8 protein-coding genes are annotated in these 6879 nt (G+C 40.2%); 5 read left to right on the plus strand and 3 right to left on the minus strand.

Annotated elements, in window-relative coordinates; all coding sequences use genetic code 11:
- The first annotated feature begins 22 nt into the window (after positions 1-22).
- From gldL to Q0093_RS08605, 5 genes are all read left to right on the plus strand, one after another.
- The gene (gldL, locus tag Q0093_RS08585) at positions 23-1045 is read left to right on the plus strand and encodes a gliding motility protein GldL (RefSeq protein WP_294177811.1); all 1023 of its coding nucleotides are present in this window, start codon (positions 23-25) and stop codon (positions 1043-1045) included.
- 14 nt (positions 1046-1059) lie between these two features.
- A complete protein-coding gene (gldM, locus tag Q0093_RS08590; protein WP_297304923.1) occupies positions 1060-2625 on the plus strand; it encodes a gliding motility protein GldM in 1566 nt (521 codons plus the stop codon).
- A gap of 29 nt (positions 2626-2654) precedes the next feature.
- Entirely contained in the window at positions 2655-3776 is a 1122-nt protein-coding gene (gene gldN / locus Q0093_RS08595) for a gliding motility protein GldN (protein ID WP_297929702.1), read from the plus strand.
- 154 nt (positions 3777-3930) lie between these two features.
- Positions 3931-4509 (plus strand): nicotinamide riboside transporter PnuC, encoded by a 579-nt coding sequence (gene pnuC / locus Q0093_RS08600; protein WP_297929705.1) that lies wholly within the window; start codon positions 3931-3933, stop codon positions 4507-4509.
- Positions 4506-5174, plus strand: coding sequence for a thiamine diphosphokinase (locus tag Q0093_RS08605; RefSeq protein WP_297929706.1), 669 nt, complete (start codon positions 4506-4508; stop codon positions 5172-5174). Before pnuC ends, Q0093_RS08605 begins: the two co-directional genes overlap by 4 nt.
- A 94-nt stretch (positions 5175-5268) precedes the next feature.
- Here the strand turns inward: Q0093_RS08605 and Q0093_RS08610 are convergent, their stop codons facing one another.
- The 3 genes from Q0093_RS08610 to Q0093_RS08620 all read right to left on the minus strand — a co-directional run.
- Positions 5269-5700, minus strand: a complete 432-nt coding sequence (locus Q0093_RS08610; protein WP_297929708.1) for a T9SS type A sorting domain-containing protein — start codon at positions 5698-5700, stop codon at positions 5269-5271.
- A gap of 205 nt (positions 5701-5905) precedes the next feature.
- Positions 5906-6484, minus strand: coding sequence for a hypothetical protein (locus tag Q0093_RS08615; RefSeq protein ID WP_297929710.1), 579 nt, complete (start codon positions 6482-6484; stop codon positions 5906-5908).
- 41 nt (positions 6485-6525) lie between these two features.
- Positions 6526-6879, minus strand: a 354-nt coding sequence (locus Q0093_RS08620; protein WP_297929712.1) for a hypothetical protein, incomplete at its 5' end; no start/stop codon positions are given.

Here is a 6879-nt window from a genome sequence, read left to right on the forward strand (position 1 = left end):
AAAGGATTTAAAGTTTACCATTATGGGAAAATATAAAAGATATAAAAATCGTATTGAGAAATTTCTTTCGGGCGATTCCGGAAAACGATTCTTTAATTTTGCTTATAGTATCGGTGCTGCCATTGTGATTTTGGGAGCTTTATTTAAGATATTGCACCTTCCAGGAGGTAATTTTATGTTGTCGGTCGGTATGGGTGTGGAGGTAATGATGTTTTTGCTGACAGCATTCGACCGTCCTGCCAAAGAATATAACTGGGAAGAGGTGTTTCCCGTGTTATCGACCAAAGATCCGGAAGATCGTCCTGAATTTCATGGAGGTCAGGGCGGTGGCGTAATTATTAAGGGGGGTACTGGTGCGACCGGAACAGTTGTCGTTAACGGAGGATCTTCCGGAGTACATGTTTCGCCTGAAGAGGCTAAGAGAACGGCTGGTATTCCTTCGGACATACAGTTGGGGGAAGAAGATACACAGAGTCTTTCGGAAAGCATTCAGAAACTTTCTGCCGCAGCCGACCAACTTTCGCGTATGGCAGAATTGACTGAGGCTACCCAAAATTATTTAAGTCAATTGTCTGCTATTTCCGCACAAATGGATCAGTTTAAAGAGGCTACTCGTTCGTTGACGGAAGTTTCTAATATCTTACTTGATTCTTATAAGAGCATAACCGAGAATTCTGAGGGTATTTCGGATCATTCTCAAGGGTATGTCACCCAAATGGAGGATCTGAATCGGAATCTGGCCGGTCTGAATACGATTTATGAAATCCAATTGAAGAGCATCAGTTCACAATTGGACAGTATCGATCGGGTCAATGCCGGTTTGAAGAGTATTCGGGATATGTACGAACATTCGATGAACGACAGTAATCGTTATTGTGAAGAGACGGAAAAGATGACTAAGTACATGGCGCAATTGAATGCCGTATATGAAAATATGCTTGCGGCGATGACCGTAAATATGTATAACCGTCCGATGACGCCTCCTCAGCCTCCTGTAGCTCGGACAACTTCTGAAGAGGATGAAAATAAAACGGTCGTTCAATAAAGAAATTATAGATTATGGCATCACCTAATTCAAATCTCTCTCCCCGGCAGAAGATGATAAACTTGATGTATATCGTCCTCACGGCAATGTTGGCGTTGAACGTATCGTCCGATGTGCTGAACGGGTTTAAGCAAGTAGATGAGGGATTGGTGCGGACGACACAGAATTCGACGACACAGAATCAGGCTCTATATAATGAGCTTTCGGCATTTAATCAGACCAATCCCGAAAAGTCCGGAGCTTGGTATGGTAAAGCAACAGAAGTGAAAAACCGTACGGAGTCTCTCTATAAATATCTCGATGAGTTGAAATTGCGTATTGTGCGTCAGGCGGACGGAAAGGATGGCAATGTCAATGATATTGTACATCAAGATGATTTGGAAGCTGCCTCTTATATAATGCTTTCTCCGCGTACGGGAGAGGGTAAAAAACTCAGAACGGCATTGGAGCAATACAGTGAATTTGTCACGCCGATGATTACCGATACGATTAGGCGACAGATTATTTATGATTATCTGTATCCTCGTATTGCAGGACAGTCGGAACGGAATCATAAAAAATGGGAAGAAGTGATGTTCGAGAATATGCCCGTTATCGCAGCGGTTACTTTGTTGAGTAAAATACAAAGCGATTTGCGTTATGCCGAAGGAGAAATCTTGCATGCTTTGCAGAAAAATATAGACGAAGGAGACGTCCGGGTGAATCAGTTGAATGCATACGTGATTCCGGCGTCTAAGACGGTAATGAGGGGAGGAAAATACTCTGCCAATATTGTATTGGCGGCTATCGATACGACTCAAGCTCCGGCAATATATATCGGAGGACAAAAACTCCCTGAAGACCGTAACGGACTGTACGAGTTTGTATGCGGTAAAACCGGAATATTCGACTTTAGCGGGTATCTTGAAGTTCCTCACGGAGACGGAACTTTGACTCGTCATGACTTTACTTCGTCATATACGGTAATAGATCCCACGGCGACAGTATCGGCAACGATGATGAATGTTCTTTATGCCGGTATCGACAATCCGATCAGTATTTCGGTTCCGGGCATTCCGACACAAGCGGTTCAGGCTACTATGTCGGGAGGGACGTTGACCCGTTCGGGAAATGGCTGGATCGCGCGTCCGGGAAAAGTAGGGCAAGATGTGACGATCACGGTAACCGCATCTATGGAGGGGCGTTCACAAGTAGTGAATACGACGACCTTCCGTGTTCGGAAATTGCCCGATCCGATGCCTTATATCGCATATAAGGATGATAAAGGCAATGAACAGCGTTATAAAGGAGGAAAGCCTTTCTCGAAACGGGTATTGTTGTCAGCACCGGGTATTCAGGCGGCGATAGACGATGATTTGTTGAACGTGTCTTACCGTGTTTTGCAGTTTGAAACCGTATTTTTCGATTCTATGGGAAATGTAATTCCCGAAGTTTCTGACGGGGCATCGTTCTCACAACGTCAAAAAGATGCTTTTCGCAGGCTTTCCAGAGGAAAACGTTTTTATATTTCCCGGGTTAAAGCGGTCGGTCCTGACGGAATAGAACGAGATTTGTCTCCGATAGAAGTGATAGTAAATTGATAAAAGATTTAAGAAATAGAATAGAGCGTATGAAAATAACAGTAAAAGGAGTTATTCCGGTACTTTGTCTTTTTATGGCGATGCCATTGCTCCGGGCTCAGAATAATAACAGCAGTACGGTACGCACAGGTGTGGTGGGAAGTACGAACAATACTTCGTCTTCTTCTATTTCGGTGCGGGCAAAATCTCTATATGAGAAAGAAGCGATCTCTCCCGCCGATATTCCTTGGATGCGGGTTATTTACCGTTCTTTAGATCTGAAAGATGAAAAGAACATGCCTTTGTACTATCCTGAAGAACCGACTGAAAATCAAGAAAATCTTTTTCGATTGATTATGAGGCTTCTGACAGAAAATAAGCTTGTTGCGTATGAATATCTGGACGGAAGAGAGGTATTTACCGATCAATATAAAATGAATCTGAAGGATCTGTTGGATAAGTTTCATATCCTGTATGAAGAGAAAGAAGGACGCACCTCTAAAAGTACCCGCTATATCGTGAATGAGAGCGATGTACCTTCTAATGAAGTCCTTTCTTACTATATTCGGGAAAAATGGATGTTCGATCAACGTAATTCGGGACTGGTCTCTGTAATTGAGGCGATTTGTCCTATACTGCATCGTGTCGGTGATTTCGGAGGAGATGCGATGACTTATCCTATGTTTTGGATTAAATATGACGATTTGCGGCCTTATATGGCACAACAATATATTTTGACGAACAATGAAAACAATGTACAGAATTATACTTACGATGATTATTTTAAAATGAGGATGTTCGAAGGCAAGATATATAAGACGACCAATTTGAGAAACATGTCGTTGATGCAATTATATGATACGGCGGAGAAGCAAGACAGCGCACGGGCCGGTATCGAAAAACAATTGAAAAATTTTGAAAACAGCCTTTGGGTGAAATCTCCCGCTCCGGTAGAACAAGCATCTAAGGATACGGATAAAAAAACAGCGACGGCTTCATCCGGTCAAAATGCGACGGAAAAAGAAGTGAAAAGTTCGGTGCGTTCTTCTCGAGGAACGACAACATCCCGTTCGTCCGTAAAATCAGGAAGTTCAAAATCTGTAAAGAGTAAATCTTCTCGTTCGTCATCTTCCAAATCTGCGCCGATACGTTCGGTACGAAGAACGAGATAAAAAATAAAACCTCAAAAACAAGAGCCTGTTTGAACTTTGTTCGAGTCGGATTTGAAAGTTTTTTTCGATAGTGTTTTCTTGTCGGAAAATTCAGGCAGGCTTTAAGCAAACATTGAGATGTTTGCTTGTTTTTTTATAAATCATTGTTGATTCAGTGGACTATCTGGAAATTTGCGGAACTTTTGTCGGATTGCTTTATCTGTGGTTAGAATATCGGGCGAGCGTTTATTTGTGGCTGGCAAGTATTGTGATGCCGGCAATTTATATTTTTGTTTACTATCGAGCCGGTCTGTATGCCGATTTCGGCATTAATATCTATTATCTTCTTGCAGCCCTTTATGGATGGTATATATGGAAGTATGGGAACAAAGCGGAGAATGGAGCAGGAAAACAGCTTGTCGGAGAATTGCCGGTTTCCCGTATGCCATTGCATTATTATCTCCCTTCGACATTCGTCTTTATCTTTCTGTTTGTTGCAATAGGATATATATTGCTTTTCTTTACCGACAGCAATGTTCCTTGGTGGGATAGTTTTACTACGGCACTCAGCGTGATTGCACTGTGGATGCTTGCACATAAATATATAGAGCAATGGTTGGTCTGGATTGTTGTCGATGTAGCATGTTGCGGAATTTATGTTTATAAAGACCTCTGTTTTACTGCATTCCTGTATGGATTTTATGCCGTAGTCGCTATCTTTGGATATTTAAAATGGAAAAAAATGATGCAATGAGCAGAAATGATGTTCCTCTGATTGAAAATAATCTTGATTTTCTTCCTTTTGTACCGGATGCCGTTATTTTGGCTGACGGTGAATATCCGGTACATGAATATCCGTTGCGTTTATTACGGGAAACACCGTATGTCGTTTGTTGTGATGGGGCTGCAAATACATTTATCTCTCACGGGTATATCCCGGATATGATTATCGGAGACGGAGATTCTTTGTCTGTCGAGAATCGGATGCTCTATAAAGACCGCTTACATTATGTTGCCGATCAGGAGACGAACGATCTTACTAAAGCGATTCGTTTCTTGCTCGGAAAGAATTTCCGGAATGTCGTTATTTTAGGAGCTACCGGAAAAAGAGAAGACCATACGTTGGGGAATATCAGCTTACTCATGGAGCATTTTCCCTGTTTTTTACACTTGGCTATGGTGACCGATTATGGAGTATTTATACCGGTATGCGACAGCCATACATTCGGTTCTCGTCCCGGACAACAAGTTTCTATTTTCAATTTCGGTGCATGTGACATGCGTTCCGAAGGACTGGTGTATCCGGTCAGGGATTTTTCCCGATTATGGGAAGGAACACTTAATGAAACTTCAGGAAGTGCTTTTTCTATTTTTTGCAAAGGTAATTATCTGGTATATCTGGCTTATGATGCAAAATGAAATGCTTAAAGCCGGCCTGAATTTTCTGACGAAAAAAACATTGCCGAAAGAAACTTTCAAATCTGGACCTGAGTAAAATTTAGACGACAGGCTCTTATTCTTTGATAATCTTGAACTCTTTTGCTTCTTTTCCTGCAATTACCTTGAGAATATACCAGTTTGGGGGATATGAAGACATGTCGATAGAAATCGGTGCGGAGCTGTTCCCGATTTCGGATTTTAACAGAGAACCTTTACTGTTGTATAATCGAGTTTGTACGTTGATTGCATCTCCCATACCTGAAAATACGATTTTTACGACTCCTCGGGTCGGATTAGGATATACTTTCATGGCTTTTCCGGCTATCGGTTCAGGATTTGTTCCGGATGTTTTCTTTTGTATCGTCCTTTGTAGATTTTGCACCGAAATTTTATACCGGAGTGTTACATTCCCGACACGGTCGTACTCATACTTTATCGGAGTCTGGGCATAACCGTTTCCCGATAAAATGAGTATAAATAGGACCGAAAAGATTTTATTTTTCATTTTGATTATATGTTTTTGTGCTGAAATCGTTTTGTTTAATAAACAGATTTCTTTGTTTTTTATAAAATGTTTCATAATAGACATCCTGTTTATGAATTGATGTTTTTCTTTAAAAGAAATATTGCATGATAAAAGATTCGATAATTTTATCATGTTGCATCTAAGAGCCGGTCGTCTAAATTTTTCAATAAAAAATACTATCAGGTCATTTTTGCGTTTTCTTCCGGAATTCTTCGATCATGGAGTCGATCTTTTGGGCAGCCGGAGTATCATCGTTTAATTCTATTCTGTATTTCGATAAAAAAGAATATTCGCTTTTCGAGGAGATATGGTCTTTTTGTAACAGAGCCTTTATTTTTCCCTCGAATTCCTGAAGTACGGTTTCTGCCCTTTTTATCTCAACTTCATCGGTTGTTTGGCAGATATAGTCATCGACCATACGAGCTTCCTCGGCATCCCGTATTCCCCGTTTCAGGATTGTCCGTATTTTCCGGTTCATTTTCCATTTTTCGGGAGCTAACCCTTCTCCTTCTCCGAAATTTTCGATTAATAACCGATCTATTTCTCGAAGGTCTTCAGAGTCCTCGATTCTTGTATCGGCAAGTTCGTATCCATCTAAAAAGTCATGCCATGCCATCTCAATTTGTCTGTTTGTGAGATTTCTTGTCCTAATTTTTTCTATAATAGCCTCTAATTCTATTTTCGATTCTAAAAAAAAGGTAGATTTGATTTTATATTTTAATAAAACAATTAATTTTTTTTCTAATAAAGTTAGTTCTTTCATTTTTGAATGATGTTTTTAGATTTAAATAGTCTCTACGTTTTTTAATTTAGTTTTTTTAGAGTACCCCAAGTGATTATAAGCAGTATGGTCAATATGAGAATTCCCCAAATATATCCCAAAGCAATCCGTTTATTTATCTCGGGATTGTCACAAAACTTCGGTTTTTTCTCAATGATCTCTTTGTATTTGCCTTTTGCGTATAACATGCGGTAAAATATGAAATATAATAAAGGGAACGGGAATAATGATAAACAAAAAAGAGGAACGGTCTCTGCTAAATTTATGTTATAATATATACATATAGTTAGTATTGCTATCACAAAAAATAAGCTGGTAACGGCTGATAATGCAGAAAGAGCCATTATTTCCGGGTCTGGGTTATTTTTTTTATAACT

Source organism: uncultured Coprobacter sp. (assembly GCF_947855755.1).
Taxonomy (GTDB): domain Bacteria; phylum Bacteroidota; class Bacteroidia; order Bacteroidales; family Coprobacteraceae; genus Coprobacter.

Bases quoted from the DNA above. Each gene is read 5' to 3' on its own strand.
- Q0093_RS08605 (WP_297929706.1), top strand. From the start codon at position 4,506: ATGAGCAGAAATGATGTTCCTCTGATTGAAAATAATCTTGATTTTCTT.
- gldM (WP_297304923.1), top strand. From the start codon at position 1,060: ATGGCATCACCTAATTCAAATCTCTCTCCCCGGCAGAAGATGATAAAC.
- Q0093_RS08615 (WP_297929710.1), bottom strand. From the start codon at position 6,484: ATGAAAGAACTAACTTTATTAGAAAAAAAATTAATTGTTTTATTAAAA.
- gldL (WP_294177811.1), top strand. From the start codon at position 23: ATGGGAAAATATAAAAGATATAAAAATCGTATTGAGAAATTTCTTTCG.
- Q0093_RS08610 (WP_297929708.1), bottom strand. From the start codon at position 5,700: ATGAAAAATAAAATCTTTTCGGTCCTATTTATACTCATTTTATCGGGA.
- gldN (WP_297929702.1), top strand. From the start codon at position 2,655: ATGAAAATAACAGTAAAAGGAGTTATTCCGGTACTTTGTCTTTTTATG.